Origin of the sequence: Sphingopyxis sp. (assembly GCF_036675685.1) — a bacterium.
Classification (GTDB): Bacteria; Pseudomonadota; Alphaproteobacteria; order Sphingomonadales; family Sphingomonadaceae; genus Sphingopyxis.
In genome coordinates, this window is record NZ_JAKFEM010000020.1 from 62,345 (window position 1) to 77,375 (window position 15,031).

At 64.8% G+C, this 15,031-nt stretch carries 15 protein-coding genes; 8 read left to right on the forward strand and 7 right to left on the reverse strand.

Annotated features, from left to right (window positions below; translation table 11 throughout):
• Nucleotides 1-5: 5 nt before the first annotated feature.
• Entirely contained in the window at nucleotides 6-782 is a 777-nt protein-coding gene (locus V6M50_RS08915; RefSeq protein WP_332818204.1) for an SDR family NAD(P)-dependent oxidoreductase, read from the reverse strand.
• Between the two features lie 141 nt (nucleotides 783-923).
• Here V6M50_RS08915 and V6M50_RS08920 point away from each other — a divergent pair, with 141 nt between their 5' ends.
• The 6 genes from V6M50_RS08920 to V6M50_RS08945 are packed head-to-tail and all read left to right on the forward strand — an operon-like array spanning nucleotide 924 to nucleotide 6,449.
• Nucleotides 924-2,003, forward strand: coding sequence for a Rieske 2Fe-2S domain-containing protein (locus V6M50_RS08920; RefSeq protein ID WP_332818205.1), 1,080 nt, complete (start codon nucleotides 924-926; stop codon nucleotides 2,001-2,003).
• Between the two features lie 35 nt (nucleotides 2,004-2,038).
• Nucleotides 2,039-2,833: an SDR family NAD(P)-dependent oxidoreductase gene (locus tag V6M50_RS08925; RefSeq protein ID WP_332818206.1), complete on the forward strand. Its 795-nt coding sequence runs from the start codon at nucleotides 2,039-2,041 to the stop codon at nucleotides 2,831-2,833.
• Nucleotides 2,834-2,866: 33 nt separating this feature from the next.
• On the forward strand, nucleotides 2,867-4,135 hold the full coding sequence (locus V6M50_RS08930) for an NADH:flavin oxidoreductase (RefSeq protein ID WP_332818207.1): 1,269 nt from the start codon (nucleotides 2,867-2,869) through the stop codon (nucleotides 4,133-4,135).
• A complete protein-coding gene (locus V6M50_RS08935) occupies nucleotides 4,119-4,904 on the forward strand; it encodes an SDR family oxidoreductase (RefSeq protein ID WP_332818208.1) in 786 nt (261 codons plus the stop codon). Before V6M50_RS08930 ends, V6M50_RS08935 begins: the two co-directional genes overlap by 17 nt.
• Complete coding sequence (locus V6M50_RS08940) at nucleotides 4,901-5,995, forward strand: DUF1214 domain-containing protein (RefSeq protein ID WP_332818209.1); 1,095 nt, start codon at nucleotides 4,901-4,903, stop codon at nucleotides 5,993-5,995. Before V6M50_RS08935 ends, V6M50_RS08940 begins: the two co-directional genes overlap by 4 nt.
• Nucleotides 5,982-6,449, forward strand: coding sequence for a nuclear transport factor 2 family protein (locus V6M50_RS08945; protein WP_332818210.1), 468 nt, complete (start codon nucleotides 5,982-5,984; stop codon nucleotides 6,447-6,449). Before V6M50_RS08940 ends, V6M50_RS08945 begins: the two co-directional genes overlap by 14 nt.
• 170 nt (nucleotides 6,450-6,619) lie before the next feature.
• On the opposite strand, the gene V6M50_RS08950 is transcribed toward V6M50_RS08945, so the two are convergent.
• Entirely contained in the window at nucleotides 6,620-7,090 is a 471-nt protein-coding gene (locus tag V6M50_RS08950; RefSeq protein WP_332818211.1) for an Lrp/AsnC family transcriptional regulator, read from the reverse strand.
• Entirely contained in the window at nucleotides 7,087-7,608 is a 522-nt protein-coding gene (locus V6M50_RS08955; RefSeq protein WP_332818212.1) for an Lrp/AsnC family transcriptional regulator, read from the reverse strand. The genes V6M50_RS08950 and V6M50_RS08955 overlap by 4 nt, the downstream gene beginning before the upstream one ends.
• A 233-nt stretch (nucleotides 7,609-7,841) precedes the next feature.
• Between V6M50_RS08955 and V6M50_RS08960 the strand changes: the two genes are divergently transcribed.
• On the forward strand, nucleotides 7,842-9,527 hold the full coding sequence (locus V6M50_RS08960) for an FAD-dependent oxidoreductase (protein ID WP_332818213.1): 1,686 nt from the start codon (nucleotides 7,842-7,844) through the stop codon (nucleotides 9,525-9,527).
• A 614-nt stretch (nucleotides 9,528-10,141) separates the two neighbouring features.
• Here the strand turns inward: V6M50_RS08960 and V6M50_RS08965 are convergent.
• Genes V6M50_RS08965 through V6M50_RS08980 form a run of 4 tightly spaced genes read right to left on the reverse strand, consistent with a single transcriptional unit; the run spans nucleotide 10,142 to nucleotide 13,438 of the window.
• Nucleotides 10,142-10,897, reverse strand: a complete 756-nt coding sequence (locus V6M50_RS08965; protein ID WP_332818214.1) for a glucose 1-dehydrogenase — start codon at nucleotides 10,895-10,897, stop codon at nucleotides 10,142-10,144.
• A 17-nt stretch (nucleotides 10,898-10,914) separates the two neighbouring features.
• The gene (locus V6M50_RS08970; protein ID WP_332818258.1) at nucleotides 10,915-12,117 is read right to left on the reverse strand and encodes a thiolase family protein; all 1,203 of its coding nucleotides are present in this window, start codon (nucleotides 12,115-12,117) and stop codon (nucleotides 10,915-10,917) included.
• A 2-nt stretch (nucleotides 12,118-12,119) separates the two neighbouring features.
• Nucleotides 12,120-12,500 (reverse strand): nuclear transport factor 2 family protein, encoded by a 381-nt coding sequence (locus V6M50_RS08975; protein ID WP_332818215.1) that lies wholly within the window; start codon nucleotides 12,498-12,500, stop codon nucleotides 12,120-12,122.
• A 47-nt stretch (nucleotides 12,501-12,547) separates the two neighbouring features.
• A complete protein-coding gene (locus V6M50_RS08980; protein ID WP_332818216.1) occupies nucleotides 12,548-13,438 on the reverse strand; it encodes a VOC family protein in 891 nt (296 codons plus the stop codon).
• A gap of 384 nt (nucleotides 13,439-13,822) precedes the next feature.
• Between V6M50_RS08980 and V6M50_RS08985 the strand changes: the two genes are divergently transcribed.
• Nucleotides 13,823-15,031, forward strand: a complete 1,209-nt coding sequence (locus V6M50_RS08985; protein ID WP_332818217.1) for an acyl-CoA dehydrogenase family protein — start codon at nucleotides 13,823-13,825, stop codon at nucleotides 15,029-15,031.

Consider the following 15,031-nt stretch of genomic DNA (forward strand, 5'->3'; position numbering starts at 1 on the left):
TTCGATCAGACCCCGTAACCCCCCGCGACCGCAATTTGCTGACCTGTGATGTAGGCGGCTTTGGACGAGGCAAGGAAGACAGCGGCATGACCAATTTCCTCGGGACGACCCCAGCGCTTGAGCGCGAGGTTCTTGTGGACCTCGGCGGTCCATGCGTCGTCGAACACGCCCTGTTTCGACAGTTCGAGAAACATGCCGGCCTCGATCACGCCGACAAGGATGCTGTTGGCGCGGATGCCATATTTCCCCTCCTCGCGTGCGATGCCCTTGACGAGCGCTTCGTTCGCGGCCTTGGGCGCGACCGACAGACCATCCTTGTCGGGCCAGCGCAGGGCGCCCGCCGAACCCAGATGGACGAACGAGCCGCCGCCCTGCTCGCGCATGTGCGGAAGGATGATGTGCGCGGCGCCGAAAAAGCCATGCACCTCGACATCGACCGCGCGGCGCCATTGTTCGGGCGTCGTTTCGGCGATGTGGACCTGCGCGACGAGCGGGCCGGCGCCCCACAGCACAGTGTGGATACGGCCGTGCGCCGCGACGGCGTCGGCGATGGCAGCGGCCAGCGCGGCGTCGTCGGTGACGTCGCACCGGTGCAGGCTCGCCTTGCGGCCCGACGCCTCGATGCGGGCGGCCAGTGCCTCGGCATCCGCCTGTTTCGAGCGCCAGACGATCGCGACGTCGCTTCCCGCCGCCGCGAACTCGCCCGCGACGGCGGCACCGATGCCGCCGGTCGCGCCGAAAATCAGCGTCGCGCCGTCGGGAAACTGCGAACCTTCACCCATCTCCACCCTCCTTGAACCACAAAATATTGCATAATGTCGATAATAGTGAGATATGTTATCGAAATGCGATGATATTACAAGTTTTCAAAACGCATAGTGACAATGCTCAATGCAAAACCGGGCATGAATGGGAGATTTCCGATGGCGACAACCGCAGACTATGGACTGGGCGACCAAGCGTTTCCGCGCGGCTGGTTCATGATCGCCGCCGCCGCCGAACTGGAAGGGACGACCCCGCTCGCCGTCCGCTTTTTTGGCCGCGACCGCGTGCTCTACCGCGGCGAGTCGGGGCAGGTTTATCTGGTCGACGCCTATTGCCCGCACATGGGCGCGCATCTGGCGAAGAACGAGACGAGCTTCGTCATCCGCGACAATGAGCATGTGCAGGGCGAATCGATCCGCTGCCCCTATCATGGCTGGCGATTTGGCCCCGACGGCAAGTGCAACCAGATCCCCTATTCGCCGCAGAAGATCCCCGCGGCGGCCAAGCTCGAAAACTGGCCGGTAATCGAGCGCGCGGGCTGCATCTGGATGTGGCACGATCCCGAAGGGCTCGAGCCCGAATATGACCTGCCGACGTTCGAGGAATATTATCAGCCGCATTGGGTGAAATGGGATCTCGACCGGCTGGGCGAACTCGCCAGCCATCCGGTCGAGATCCTCGACAATATGGCCGACCGCGCCCATTTCGAACCCGTCCACGGCAATGATGCCGTCGATGTCTTTGAAAATGATTTCGACGGCCACCGCGTCGTCCAGCGGCTGCGCGCGGGGCATCGCACGCTTCAGGGCGACGCCCCGCTCGAAACCGACACCTGGTACACCGGGCCGGGCATCCTGCAATCGCGCATGTCGGGGCAATTCCCGTCGATCATCATGATCGCGCACACCCCGGTCGACGACGGGGTGGTGAAGGTTTGGCACGCGCTGCTGGTCAAGGTGCCCAATGCCGAACCGACCGCCGATGATGTCGCGATGGCGCGCGCCTACCAGGCCGCGGCCTGCGCCGCTTTTGCGCAGGATTTCGAAATCTGGTCGAACAAGAAGCCGTGCATCAATCCGATGGCAGTGCAAGGCGACGGCCCGATCGGCAAATTGCGCATCTGGTATCGCCAATTCTACAACCCGCGCGCGCGCGCCGAGGAATTCCAGAAGCGCGTCAACGGCACGCACGTCACCCGCGGCACCTTGTCCGCGCCGTTCGAACAAAAGGTCGCCTGAGGGCGGCAGCACAAACAGAAATCAGGAGAAAATGCGTGGCAAGACTCGCAGGTAAAGTTGCGATCGTAACGGGTGCGGCCCAGGGCATGGGCGCCGCGACCGCCCGGCTCTTCGCGGCCGAGGGCGCCAAGGTGGTGCTGTGCGACGTGATTGAGGACAAGGGACGGGAAACCGCGGCCGAAATCGGCGAGAGTGCCGTCTTCCAGAAGCTCGACGTGCGATCGGACGCCGACTGGGAACGCGTGGCCGCCGAAACGGTCGCGCGCTTCGGCAAGCTCGACATCCTGATCAACAATGCCGCGATCGTCCATTTCAGCCCGATCGAGGCGATGCCCGCCGAGGACATCGAGCGCGTCCTCGCGATCAATGTGATGGGAACGATGCTCGGCGCGAAATATGCCGCGCGCGCGATGATCGAGGCCGGCCGCGGCGTCATCGTCAACATCTCGTCGGTCGACGGTCTGCGCGGCTGCAACGGCCTGTCGGCCTATACCGCCAGCAAATGGGCAGTGCGCGGGCTGTCGAAATCGCTCGCCTATGAGCTGGGGCCGCGCGGCATTCGCGTCTGCACCGTCCATCCCGGCGGTGTGAACACCCAGATGGGCAACCCGACCGGGCTGACCGGCGACGCGGTCAATGTCGGCTATGAGCGCGTGCCGCTCCAGCGGATCGGCGAACCCGAGGAAATTGCGCGCGCCAGCCTGTTCATCGCCTCCGACGATGCGAGCTATATCAGCGGCGCCGAGCTGGCGGTAGATGGCGGCTGGTCGGCGGGCTATTACCAGCCCTTCCTTCCCGGCGCGCCGGCAAGCCTGATGGGGCAGCCCTGATGCGCGCGAAGCTCGGCTGACGGGCGGGCGGCGATGCAAACGGCCGTGGGTATCGCCGATCCCTTCGACCCGGTGCGGATCGGGCCGATCACCTTGCGCAACCGCTTCATCCGTTCGGGCGCGAACGAGATGATGAGCAAGGCGACCTTCCCCACCCGCGCACTCATGGATTTTCACCGCGCCTATGCGCGCGGCGGCGTGGGGATGACGACGCTCGCCTATCTCGCGGTCTCGCCCGACGGACGCACGCTGCCCGGGCAAGGGATGCTGAGCAGCGAGAGCGTGCCGCATTACCGCGCGGTCACCGATGCGATACACACCGCGGGCGCGAAGGCGTCGGTGCAAATCACCCATGGCGGCAGCTTCTGCCAGATCGACGACCTGTCGACCCCGCGCGCGATGTCGGCGTCGGCGGGGATCGACAAGATGGGAGTGCTCAAGGGCCGCTTTTTCCAGCGCGCGATGACGCGCGCCGACATGGAGATGGTGGCGGGCGAGTTCGTGCGCGCCGCGGAGCTGGCCGAGCAGGCGGGTTTCGATGCGCTCGAAATCCATATGGGGCATGGCTATCTGCTCAACCAGTTCATCTCGCCGCTCTCCAACTTCCGCAAGGATGGCTATGGCGGATCGGCCGCGAACCGCGCGCGCTTTCCCGCCGAGGTGCTGGCGGCGGTCAAGCAGGCGACCGGCGGGCGGCTCGCGATCCTCGCCAAGATCAACCTGACCGATGCGGTGCCAAAGGGCGCGACGGTGGACGACGCGATTGTGACCGCGCGCGCGCTCGAAGCGGCGGGGGCGGACATGCTGATACTGTCGGCGGGGCGCAATATCGAAAGCACCTGGGCGATGTTCGGCAGCGCGCTGCCCTATGACGACCTTGCCGCGATGCAGGGCGGGCTGCTGGCAAAGCTGCAATTCGCGATCCTGAAACGCAGCGTGCCGAAGCTGCCGCCGTTCCGCGAAAATTATCTGATGGAATCGGCGCTGAAGCTGAAGGCGGCGCTGGGCCCGACGCCGATGAAGCTCGCCTATCTGGGCGGCATCCAGTCGCTCGCCGGGGCGCGGCAGGCGGCCGCCGAAGGATTTGACGCGATCGCTTTGGCGCGCGCGTTGATCCACGATCCGGCGATGATCGCGAAATGGCAAAGCGGGGCAAGCACGGTTTCGGGCTGCACCGCGTGCAACCGCTGCGTCGCCGCGATGTATGGCCCGTCGGGTACGCACTGCCCGGAGGTCGGCAACGCGCTCGATCCCGGACTCAAGGACATATTTGCGGGAGAAGAATATGCCGAGCCTGCTTGAGAACAAGGTCGTCATCATCAGCGGGGTCGGCCCCGGCATGGGGCAGGCGATGGCGCGGATCGCCGCCGCCGAGGGCGCGAAAGTCGGGCTCGGCGCGCGCAACAGGGATTTCATCGATCAAGTTGCCGACGAGATCCGCGCGAACGGCGGCGAGGCCGTCGCGGTGCCGACCGATGTCGGCGATGCCGGCCAGTGCTCGGCGCTCGCCCAAACGACGGCCGAGGCGTTCGGGCGGATCGATGGGCTGGTCAACACCGCCTATATCCACGGCGCGTGGGTGACGGTGGACGAGGCCGATCCCGAGGATTGGGCGAGGGTGTTCGACGTCAATTGCCTCGGCGCGCTGCGGATGACGCAGGCGGTGCTTCCCGCCATGAAAACACAAGGCGGCGGCGCGGTGGTCAATGTCGCCACCATGTCGCAGGTCAATCCCTTCCCCGGCGAGGGCGGCTATGCCACCGGCAAGGGCGGCCTCACGACCATGACCAAACATATGGCCAAGGATCTTGGCCGCTATAACATCCGGGTCAATGCGACGCGGATGGGCTGGATCGGCGGCAAGCCCGTCTATGACTATATCGACCGCGCCGCCGCGGGCGGACAGGACCGCGACACGGTGATCGGCGAGATCACCGGGCGCATCCCGCTCGGCGTCATTCCGCCCGAGGAGGATTGCGCCAAGAGCGTGCTTTTCTTCCTCTCCGACTATGCGAAAATGGTCACCGGCGCGACGCTCGACGTCAACGGCGGCCAATATATGGCGCCATGACGATGACAAACGACCGCATCCTGTCGCCCAATGTCTGGAGCGATTTCTGCCGGCGGCTGGAAGCCGCCGGCGAGATCGTCACCGGCGCCGAGGCCGCCGCCAACCCGATCGACCGTGCCGAGGGCTATCGCTACCTCACGCGGCTGCTGCGCATCGCGCTCGACATGCAGCTCGAGCATGCCGATCCCGATTTCCCGAGCTTCTACGCCGCGTCGCACGAAACGGCGAAGATCGGCGCCGACAATCCCGACAATATCTATATGAACGCGACCATATCGGGGGCGCGGCGCTACCGCATCCGCGGCCAGCGCGGCAGCGTGCCGATCCTGAGCTTTGGCACCAAGGCCAATCGCTATGCCGTCGACGGGACGATGGCCTCGACGGGCGAGATCGATTCGGCCGATATGGTTGTCGCCCCCGACGGATCGTTCGAGATCATCGTCAGCCGCGAGAAGGCGGACGGCAACTGGCTGCCGCTTGCCGACGACAGCTCGATGGTGATCGTGCGCCAGACCTTTCTCGACCGCGCGAACGAAGTGCCCGCGACGGTCGCGATCGAGGCGATCGGCGGCCCCGCCTACCCCGCGCCGCTGTCCGCCGACACGCTCACGGCGGCACTCGAACGTACCACCGCCTTTGTTGCCGGCACCGCGCGGACCTTCGTCCAGTGGACCGAGGACTTCCGGGCGAACCAGATGAACCAGCTGGCGACAATCGAGCAGTCGCCCTTTTTTCGCGCGGGCGGCGATCCGACGATCTTCTACCTCCATGGCTGGTGGCAGCTCGAACCCGGCGAGATGCTGCGCATCGATACGCGCGTGCCCGCATGCAGCTTCTGGAATTTCCAGCTCGACAATTACTGGATGGAATCGCTCGATTATCGCTACCACCGCATCCATGTGAACGGACATAGCGCGCGGCTGAACGACGACGGCACGCTCACGCTGATCGTCGCACCGCGCGATCCGGGCTTCGGCAACTGGATCGATACCGCGGGGCACCATCAGGGCACGATGTTGCTGCGCTGGATTGGCGCCGACGACCATCCCATCCCCGAAACCAGGATAATCCCCATCGATGACCGATCTTGAATCCCGCGTCGCGCGGCTGGAAGCCGAAAGCGACATCCGCCGCCTGAAGGCGCGTTACCTCAATGCCTGCGACGCGAAGGATGTGGGCGCGATCCGCGCCTGCTTCACCGTCGATGCGGTGATCGATTTCCCGCCCATCGGCGAATTCGACCTCGACGGGCTGATCGGTGTGTTCACGCAGATGGCGGCGACCACGCCGATCACCGACGTGCATCAGGGGCATAATGCCGAGATCGAGATCGACGGCGACGAGGCCCATGCCCGATGGAATCTGGGCTATGCGACCTTTGACCCGCGCACCGGGGATTTCCGGCTGCTCGCCAACTTCTATCACGACCGCTATCGCCGCACCCCCGAAGGGTGGCGGATCTGCTACACGCGGTCTGAACCGCGCGCGATCGTCGACGGTACGTTGGTCGAAGAGGGGGTCAAGGCAAGCTGGGTGGGGATGTAAGACGACCGGAACTAGCCGTCGCCCCCGCGAAGGCGGGGGCCGCTGGAGAGGTGGCGCAAGGCCGATGGCGGCCCCCGCCTTCGCGGGGGCGACAGCTATTTGCTATGTCCGCTCCCTACCCCTTGACGGCCATTCCCTGGCGCTCTTTGCAATCGATGCAGCGAGGGTCTTCAATCGACCAGCGCGCACCAGCGATAGTCGTGCTTGATGAAATTCTGCCCGAGGCTGTAGCGAACCCGCCGGACACCCGGAATCTTGTCGATCGTCTGATGCAGGAAATCGGTCAGTTCATTGCCGTTTTCCACCAGCGTCATCGCGAGCACGTCGGCGCGGCCGAGCGTGGTCGCGACAAAACCGATTTCGGGCAGGCGTGCGAGGCTCTCCGCAACAGCCTCAATATCCGCGGCGCTGTCCGCCTCGACCCAGAGATAGGCGAGGATCGGATTGCGGAGCCGGTTGGCGTTGGTCACCGCGGCGACGCGGATCACCTTGTTGTCGAGCAACCGCTTGAGCCGCGAGCGGATCGTGCCCTCGGTCAGATTGAATTCGCGGCCGATCTCGCGGTTCGAAACCCGCGCATCATGCCCAAGCCGCTCGATGATCTTGTGATCGAGCTCGTCGAGGCTGATCTTGGTGCTCATAGCGGCGCCCATTCCGGATTATATTTGAGAACCTTGAGCGCGAGGCTGGGAAACAGCCGCTCGACCCCGTCGATCTTGGCGATCACGCTGGTCAGGAGATGCTGCATCTCCTCCAGCGTTTCGGCCACCACCTGGATTTCCAGATCATGCGTTCCGATCGCGACATTCACGGTGATCACCCGCTCCAGTTCGGCGATCTCGGCGCCGACATCGCCCGCGGACCGGCCCTTCACCTGCACCCCGACGGGCGCCAGATAGCCAAAGCCCATCGCCGACAGATCGCGCATCGCGACGACGCGGACCATCCGCGCATCCTCGAGCCGGCGCAGGCGCGTGCGCACCGTCGCTTCGTTCAGCCCCATCTCGCGCGCGATGTCGCGGTTCGCGATCCGGCCGTTCTTGCGAAGCGCGGCGATGATCTGCTCGTCGACATCGTCGAGCGCAAGCAGCCCGTCACCCTGGTTCGCGTTCGCGGCCTTGCCCCGCGTCCTTTTCCCGGCCTTGGTTGCGGTGCGCAACGCCTATTCTCCCAAGCTGAACCAGCATCCTGTGCGATGGCGCGTCGACGTCATCGATCCGGCGTCCCACAGACCGTATCGCCGCGCCACTGTCAACATTCATCGATTGCGGCGCATAATATATAACAGTTTGCGTAATTATTTCCTCTTTCAAAAACGCAATCATTATGTAGAACCGGACATAGACCGGAAAGCGCGAGTTTCCCGAGGCAGGCACCGCAGGAGCAACATGAGTGGCCGTTCACGAAGTCGATATCCTGGTGATCGGATCGGGCGCGGGGGCGCTGACCGCGGCCTTCACCGCCGCCGATGCCGGCGCCGACGTGCTGGTTGTCGAGAAAAGCGCACGCTATGGCGGGACCTCGGCGACATCCGGCGGCGGCATCTGGATTCCCAATAGCGACGACGCGCGCGCCAAGGGCCATGCCGACGATCCGGAGGAAGCGCTGGGCTATATCAAGACGCTGATCGGCGACGATGTGCCCGAAACCAAGCTCGCGACCTATGTCGACAATGCGCACCGGATGCTCAGCTATCTCGAAGAGCGCTCACAGGTCCAATATACTGCCTACGCCTATTCCGATTATCATATGGACGTGGAAGGTGCGCGCGACGGGTGGCGGACGCACGACCCCATCCCGCTGATGGCCGACAAGCTGGGCGCCGATTTCGAGCGGATGGAGCCGCCGCACACGCTGACGCTGACCTTTGGGCGCTTCACCTGGACGATGGAGGAGGCCAAGCTCCTCCTGACCATGAGCCCCGGCGCCAAGCCGCTGCTGTTCAAGCTGATGCTCAAATATATGTTCGATCTGCCCTGGCGCTTCAAGACGAAGCGTTCGCGGCGGCTGACCGGCGGCAATGCGCTGATCGGACGGCTCAAGCTGTCGATCGACGAAAAGGGCGTACCGCTCTGGCTGAATGCGCCGATGGTCGAGCTGGTCCGGGACAAGAGCGGGATCACCGGCGCGATCGTCGAACGCGACGGCCAGCGGATCGAGGTTCGCGCGCGCTGCGGCGTGATCATCGCAAGCGGCGGCTTCGACCATGATGCCGCGCTGCGCGAGAAATATCTGCCGCAACCGACCTCGGCCGATTGGAGCGCGGGGGTGCCGAGCAACACCGGCGACGGCCTGAAGGCCGGGCTCGCAGCGGGCGCCGCGACCGCGCTGATGGATTCGGCCTGGTGGGGTCCCGGCTTCCTGCTCGAAGGCGAGGACCGCGCGCGGATCATGTTCGTCGAACGCGCGCTCCCCTCCTCGATCATCGTCAACCAGGCGGGCAAGCGTTACATGAACGAGGCGGCATCCTATCACGTCGCGGGGGGCGAGATGCACCGTTGCAACACCCCCGAGGCGCCCACCGCCCCCTCGTGGTTCGTGTTCGACGCGCGCTACCGCGGCAAATATATGCTCGGGCCGATGATGGCGGGCAAGCCGTCGGCCGACAGCCGCATCCCCGAGCCGATGCGCAAGATATTGAAGAAGGCCGGAACCCTTGCCGGGCTGGCGAAGGAAATCGGCGTCGACGCTGCGGTGCTTTCCAAAGAAATTGCACGCTTCAACGCCCACGCGCTCAAGGGCGAGGATCCCGATTTCGGCCGCGGCGCGTCGGCCTATGACCGGCATTATGGCGATGCGTCGGTGACGCCGAATCCGACGCTCGCGCCGATCGCCGAGGCGCCCTTCTATGCCATCCCGATCTATCCGTGCGACCTTGGCACCAACGGCGGGCTGCTCACCGACGACAATGGCCGGGTGCTCGGCGAGGATGGCAGGCCGCTGGACGGGCTCTATGCGATCGGCAACGCTTCGGCCGCCGCGATGGGGCGGACCTATCCGGGCGCGGGCGCGACGCTAGGCCCGGCGATGACATTCGGCTGGCTTGCAGCGCGGCACGCGATGCGGGTGAATCAATAAAAACAACGTCATCCCGGCGAACAAGGAAACCGCCGGTCACGGACGAAGGCGGCAAGACGGCTTTCGCCGGGAACAGGAATAACGGCTGACGACCGGTTGCGGACATTCTCCATCATCGTCACCCCGGACTTGATCCGGGGTCCATGACGACGGTGCAACTATGGATCCCGGATCAAGTCCGGGATGACATAAGTCTGAATCCAACCGAGAGTTGCTGTTCCCCGGCGAAGGCCGGGGTCCAGAGCGTGACTAGCAAACGCTTGCTCTTTAATGCCTGGACCCCGGCCTTCGCCGGGGAACAAGATTGCGCTAGCGTCCGCTCCCCTCCCCAAAGCAGGCGTCGCCTTCTAATAGGCCTTTCCTACATTATCCGGCTGTGCCAGCCTTCGTCCGGCTCTTTCATTTGGTGGATAAAGGCGGTCGCTGCCCGACGTGCGGGTGCGACCACGGCAGGGCGCGCCCAGCACGCCGCGACGTCCAAATCGGGCGATGCATAGGGCTGAACTTTCCTGAACTTTGGAATATTACGCGGTCCTTGCGCCGACCCGATCCCGGATCCAATCCGGGATCACGAAAGAAGGTAATCCGATGAAAGCCCGGTGGCGGCTGTTTGCTCAGCGCGCCAGATAGCCGCCGTCGACCGCGAGCGGGTGGCCGGTGATGAAGCTTGCCTTGTCCGAGCAGAGGAAGATCACCGCGTCGGCGATTTCATGCGCTTCGCCGATGCGGTTCATCGGGTGCATTTCGGCCACGAAGCGTGCCGCGGCTTCCTCTTTCACCACCGCATCGACCATCGGGGTACGGATCGCGCCGGGGCAGACCGCGTTGATACGGATGCCCTGCGCGGCGTAGCGCATCGCCGCTGAGCGGGTGAGCCCGACGACCGCATGCTTCGATCCGCAATAGCCGGCGCCCCCGGCGCCCGCCATGCCCGCGATCGACGCGGTGTTGACGATCGCGCCGCGCCCGGCCTTTTCCATATGGCGCAGTTCGGCCGCCATGCAGAGCAGCAACCCGCGCTGGTTGACCGCGATCGTGCGGTCATAGGCGGCGAGGTCGCCCCATGGGGTTTCCATCCCCTCGAGCGAGACTCCGGCATTATTGAAGGCGCAATCGAGCCGTCCCCAGCGCTGCGCGACATCGTCGACAAAGGCGTCGACCGCGCGCCCGTCGGTGACGTCGAGCGCGCCATGATGCGCCTCACCGCCCTCAGCGCGGATCAGCGCGGCGGTCTCGGCGGCACCATCGGGATTGAGATCGCCGATCGCGACCTTCGCACCCTCGGCGGCAAAGGCCAGCGCGGCGGCGCGGCCGATGCCGCTGCCCCCGCCGGTGACGAACGCGGTTTTTCCTTCGAACAACAGCGTCATCACCGCCTCCTTCTGGTTCAGACGATTTCGAACAGGCCGGCGGCGCCCATGCCGCCCGCGACGCACATCGAGACCACGGCGTATTGAACACCGCGACGCTTGCCCTCGATCAAAGCATGGCCGACGAGGCGCGAGCCCGTCATCCCGAACGGATGGCCGATCGCGATGCCGCCGCCGTTGACGTTGAGCTTGTCGGGATCGATGCCGAGCTTGTCGCGGCAGTAAAGCGCCTGGCTGGCGAACGCCTCGTTGATTTCCCACAACCCGATGTCGTCGATCTTGAGGCCGTTGCGTTCGAGCAGCTTGGGGATGGCGAAAACCGGGCCGATGCCCATTTCCTCGGCCTTGCAGCCCGCAACCTGAAAACCGCGATACAGCCCCAGGATCGGCAGGCCTTCCTTCTCGGCCATCGCGCGGTCCATCACGACCTGCGCCGATGCGCCGTCGGACAGCTGGCTCGCATTGCCCGCGGTGACATGGCGGCCTTCCTTGACGACCAGCCCGTCCTTGAACACGGGCTTCAGGCCCGCGAGCTTTTCGGCGGTGGTGTCGCCGCGCACGCCCTCGTCATGCGCCAGCGTCACCGCTTCCTTGCCGGTCTCGTGACCTTCCTTGTCGAACAGCGCCTTGGTGACGGCGATCGGCACGATTTCGTCGGCAAACTTTCCCGCGGCCTGCGCCGCGCCCGCGCGTTGCTGGCTGGTCGCGGCGAAGGCGTCCTGCGCCTCGCGGCTGACGCCATAGCGGTCGGCGACGATCTCGGCGGTCTCGATCATCGCCATATAGGCATGGCTGTCGGCGGCGCGGATGAACTCGGACCGGTTGCGGAAGGCGGGGGTGTGCTTGTTGAGGGTGAGCGAGATGCTTTCCATCCCGCCGGCCACCGCGACGTCGATCTCATTGCACATGATCCCGCGCGCGGCGAGCGCGAGCGCGTTGAGCCCCGACGAACATTTACGGTCGAGCGTAAAGCCCCCGGTCGAATCGGGGAGCACCGAACCATGAACCGTCAGCCGCCCGAGATTATAGCTCTGCGTGTTCCAGTGATTGCCGACGCCCAGATAGACGTCGTCGATCCGCGCCGGGTCGATCCCGGCACGCTCGATCGCGGCGTTGACGACATGCGCCGCCAGCACCGGCGCCTCGGTGTCGTTGAACGCACCGCGATAGGCCTTGCCGACGCCGGTGCGCGCGGTCGAAACGATGGCCGCTTCGCGCATGGTCATGATGCCTCGATGCCGCGCATGTTGGCCGGGCTCCAATAGGCGCGCATCTCGGTCACTTTACCCTCGCCGTCGAACTTGAAGGTGTCGATCACCTCGATCTCCTTCGGCCCGCCGAAGTCGACGAGCACGGTAAAGGCGAAGGCGGCATAATCGCCGCCGGTGCGAACGGGTCCGTCGAGGCGGAGCTTTGCATTCGCCTGCATCGAGACCGTGTAAAAGGCATGGATCGCGTCGCGGCCGCGATGGATCGGGGTGCCGATCGGATCCTCGACCGTCGCATCGTCGGCATAAAGGCCGGACGCCATCGCGGCATCGCCTTTGTCGAATGCCTCGACATAGCGTTCGACGGCGCGGACCATATCGTCATGGCTGGGCATATCTATTTCTCCAATGAAACGGAAACTGGCGGAATGACGAGGATGCGTCAGCCGCCGAAATCCCAATGATGACCCCATTCGTCTTCCTTGAGGCTGATCGTCGGGGTGAAGCTGGCCCAGTCAGGCTGGATGCCGCCAAAGCCATATTCGATGTCGAAGCCGCCGGGACTGCGCATGTAAAAGCTGACCATCTTGTCGTTCATATGCTTGCCGAGGCTCGACGAGATATGGACCTTCGCCGCCTGGGCGCGGTCGAGCGCGCGGCCGACGTCGTCGAGGGTCGGCACTTCGACCATCATATGGACAAGCCCGCTCGGCACCGGAAATTCGGCGAGCGCGACGCTGTGGTGCCGGGGATTGTCGCAGTGGAGAAAGTGGAGGCCGAGACCCGGGTCGTTGGGTCCGCCGCCCTGCATATAGACGCGCATCTCGTCGGTATCGCCGAAGCCGAGCAGGTCGATATAGAAAGCGCGCGTCTCCGCAAGCTTGGCCGCGGGGAAGACGACATGCCCCATTCCCATCTCGCCCGTGATGAATTCGGATACGCCCGCGGGCGAGACGAACGGGTTGCCGTCGACGACGCGCCCCCAGCCGAGTTCGAGCCGGTTGCCCGAGGGGTCGGCGCAGCGGACGAACTCGACGACATGGCGATCCTTCGCCTCTTCGGCGGACGCGGGCTCGACGGCGATGCCCGCGTCGCGAAGCCCCGCAATGCCGCGGTCGAACGCGGCCTTGTCGGGATAGACGAGCCCTGCGGCGTGAAACTGCTCGGCGTCGCCCGCCCGAATCAGCATGCGGAAGGGGCGCTCGTCCATCCTGAGGCGCAGCCCGCCCGCATGGTCGATCGCCTGCATGCCCAGCACCTGCTCGGCATAGGCGCGCCAGACTTCGACATCGGCCGTATCGACCACGACATAGGCCAGTGACCTGATCGCCATTCGTTCCATCCCCTACATTCATATGCGCGCATTCGGCGCTCCAGATTTGACGCAGGCTACAGGCGACAATTGCCCACATCAAGTGTAATACGTAGAAATAGTCGATGAAATTTACGCAAAGCGTGAATTTTGTAGCACCCTGGCCCGCAAGTCGCCATCCGACGGGTCGCAGCACCCTCGGGGGCAACCCCTCTGTGAGCAACGCTTTGCGTATCGCGGATGCGTCATCGATACGCAGCCCGGCCATCAGAGTCGTGCGGAGCGACATTTTGCATAGAAACCGGATTGACAGCTTGCGTAGGAAAATGCATCGTTCGCTACGAATATGGGAACAATATCGCAAAGCGGCCACCCGCAAGCGCACAGAATATCCGAGGAGAGCATATGGCCACCGCCCCGAAGCAAGCCGGCGACACCGCCCTGCCCACCCCCGAAGCGCTGATCGAACGCGCGCGCGCGATGATCCCGACGCTTCGCTCCCGCGCACGCCAGACGACGCTCGACGGCAACGTCCCGGCGGCGACCGTCGCCGAGATGCAGGCCGCGGGATTCTTCCGCATCCTGCAGCCGAAGCGCTGGGGCGGTTATGAAATGCATCCCAATGTCTTCTTCGAGGTGCAGAAGGCGCTCGCCGAAGGCTGCATGTCGACCGGCTGGATCTATGGCGTCCTCGGCTGCCACCCCTATGAACTCGCGCTCTTCCATGATGAAGCCCAGCGCGAGGTGTGGGGCGACAAGGACGACATGCTCGTCTCGTCGACCTATCAGCCCGTCGGCAAGGTCGAGAAGGCCGAGGGCGGCTTCTATCTTTCGGGCCGCTGGGGCTTTTCCTCGGGATCGACGCATTGCGGCTGGGTGCTGCTCGGCGCGCTCAACTTCGATACCGACGGCGGCCCGCCCGACATGCGCACCTTCCTCCTCCCGCGCGGCGACTATCAGGTCATCGAGGGAACGTGGGATGTCTTCGGACTGCAAGGCACCGGCAGCTTCGACATCTTGGTCGAGCGCGTCTTCGTCCCCGAACACCGCACCCACCGGGCCAGCGACGGTTTTGCCTGCACCAATCCCGGTCAGGCCGAAAATGACGGCCCGCTCTATCGCCTGCCCTGGGCGCAGATCTTCGTCCGGTCGGTGTCGACCGCGGCGTTCGGCGGCGCCCGCGCCGCGGTGAATGCCGCGATGGAGATCATGCAAGGCCGCATCTCGACCAACACCGGCAAGGCGTCGAAGGCCGACCCGCTGCTGCACGGCGCGATCGCCAAGGCGCACGCGCAGATCCTCGAAATGGAGCTGACGCACCAGACGACCTTCGACCGGCTGATGGCGAAGGCGACAAACGGCGAGCCGATCACCCTCGAGGAACGCGCGCTCTATGCCTATCAGAGCTCGACCGTCGTGCGGCGCCTCGCCGAACTGGTCGACGGCATGGTCCAGCTGCTCGGCGGCCGCGCCATCTATATGTCGAGCGCGATCATCCAGCCGTGGCTCGATCTCAACGCCGCGCGCGCGCACGTCGCGAACGATCCCGGCAATCGCACGACCGACGTCGTCATGACGATGCTCGGCGAGCCGCCCGCCTTCACATTCATGTAA

What these genes read in the sequence shown, in the direction of transcription:
- V6M50_RS08945 (WP_332818210.1), top strand. Translation starts at nt 5,982, where the DNA reads ATGACCGATCTTGAATCCCGCGTCGCGCGGCTGGAAGCCGAAAGCGAC.
- V6M50_RS08980 (WP_332818216.1), bottom strand. Translation starts at nt 13,438, where the DNA reads ATGGCGATCAGGTCACTGGCCTATGTCGTGGTCGATACGGCCGATGTC.
- V6M50_RS08965 (WP_332818214.1), bottom strand. Translation starts at nt 10,897, where the DNA reads ATGACGCTGTTGTTCGAAGGAAAAACCGCGTTCGTCACCGGCGGGGGC.
- V6M50_RS08930 (WP_332818207.1), top strand. Translation starts at nt 2,867, where the DNA reads ATGCAAACGGCCGTGGGTATCGCCGATCCCTTCGACCCGGTGCGGATC.
- V6M50_RS08935 (WP_332818208.1), top strand. Translation starts at nt 4,119, where the DNA reads ATGCCGAGCCTGCTTGAGAACAAGGTCGTCATCATCAGCGGGGTCGGC.
- V6M50_RS08920 (WP_332818205.1), top strand. Translation starts at nt 924, where the DNA reads ATGGCGACAACCGCAGACTATGGACTGGGCGACCAAGCGTTTCCGCGC.
- V6M50_RS08940 (WP_332818209.1), top strand. Translation starts at nt 4,901, where the DNA reads ATGACGATGACAAACGACCGCATCCTGTCGCCCAATGTCTGGAGCGAT.
- V6M50_RS08970 (WP_332818258.1), bottom strand. Translation starts at nt 12,117, where the DNA reads ATGCGCGAAGCGGCCATCGTTTCGACCGCGCGCACCGGCGTCGGCAAG.
- V6M50_RS08975 (WP_332818215.1), bottom strand. Translation starts at nt 12,500, where the DNA reads ATGCCCAGCCATGACGATATGGTCCGCGCCGTCGAACGCTATGTCGAG.
- V6M50_RS08950 (WP_332818211.1), bottom strand. Translation starts at nt 7,090, where the DNA reads ATGAGCACCAAGATCAGCCTCGACGAGCTCGATCACAAGATCATCGAG.
- V6M50_RS08915 (WP_332818204.1), bottom strand. Translation starts at nt 782, where the DNA reads ATGGGTGAAGGTTCGCAGTTTCCCGACGGCGCGACGCTGATTTTCGGC.
- V6M50_RS08985 (WP_332818217.1), top strand. Translation starts at nt 13,823, where the DNA reads ATGGCCACCGCCCCGAAGCAAGCCGGCGACACCGCCCTGCCCACCCCC.